At 51.8% G+C, this 475-nt stretch carries 1 rRNA gene; it reads left to right on the top strand.

What is annotated here, in order from left to right:
- Positions 1-475: ribosomal RNA gene (locus JG676_RS07845) — 23S ribosomal RNA — on the top strand; the annotation flags it as partial.

The raw sequence follows: 475 nt of genomic DNA, 5'->3' as shown, positions 1-475 counted from the left end.
GAAACCGTGTACGTACAAGCAGTGGGAGCACCTTCGTGGTGTGACTGCGTACCTTTTGTATAATGGGTCAGCGACTTATATTTTGTAGCAAGGTTAACCGTATAGGGGAGCCGTAGGGAAACCGAGTCTTAACTGGGCGAATAGTTGCAAGGTATAGACCCGAAACCCGGTGATCTAGCCATGGGCAGGTTGAAGGTTGGGTAACACTAACTGGAGGACCGAACCGACTAATGTTGAAAAATTAGCGGATGACTTGTGGCTGGGGGTGAAAGGCCAATCAAACCGGGAGATAGCTGGTTCTCCCCGAAAGCTATTTAGGTAGCGCCTCGTGAACTCATCTTCGGGGGTAGAGCACTGTTTCGGCTAGGGGGCCATCCCGGCTTACCAAACCGATGCAAACTCCGAATACCGAAGAATGTTATCACGGGAGACACACGGCGGGTGCTAACGTCCGTCGTGAAGAGGGAAACAACCC

Origin of the sequence: Campylobacter sp. 2018MI34 (assembly GCF_016598975.1) — a bacterium.
GTDB lineage: Bacteria > Campylobacterota > Campylobacteria > Campylobacterales > Campylobacteraceae > Campylobacter_D.
This window is presented reverse-complemented; position numbering and strand designations above follow the sequence as displayed.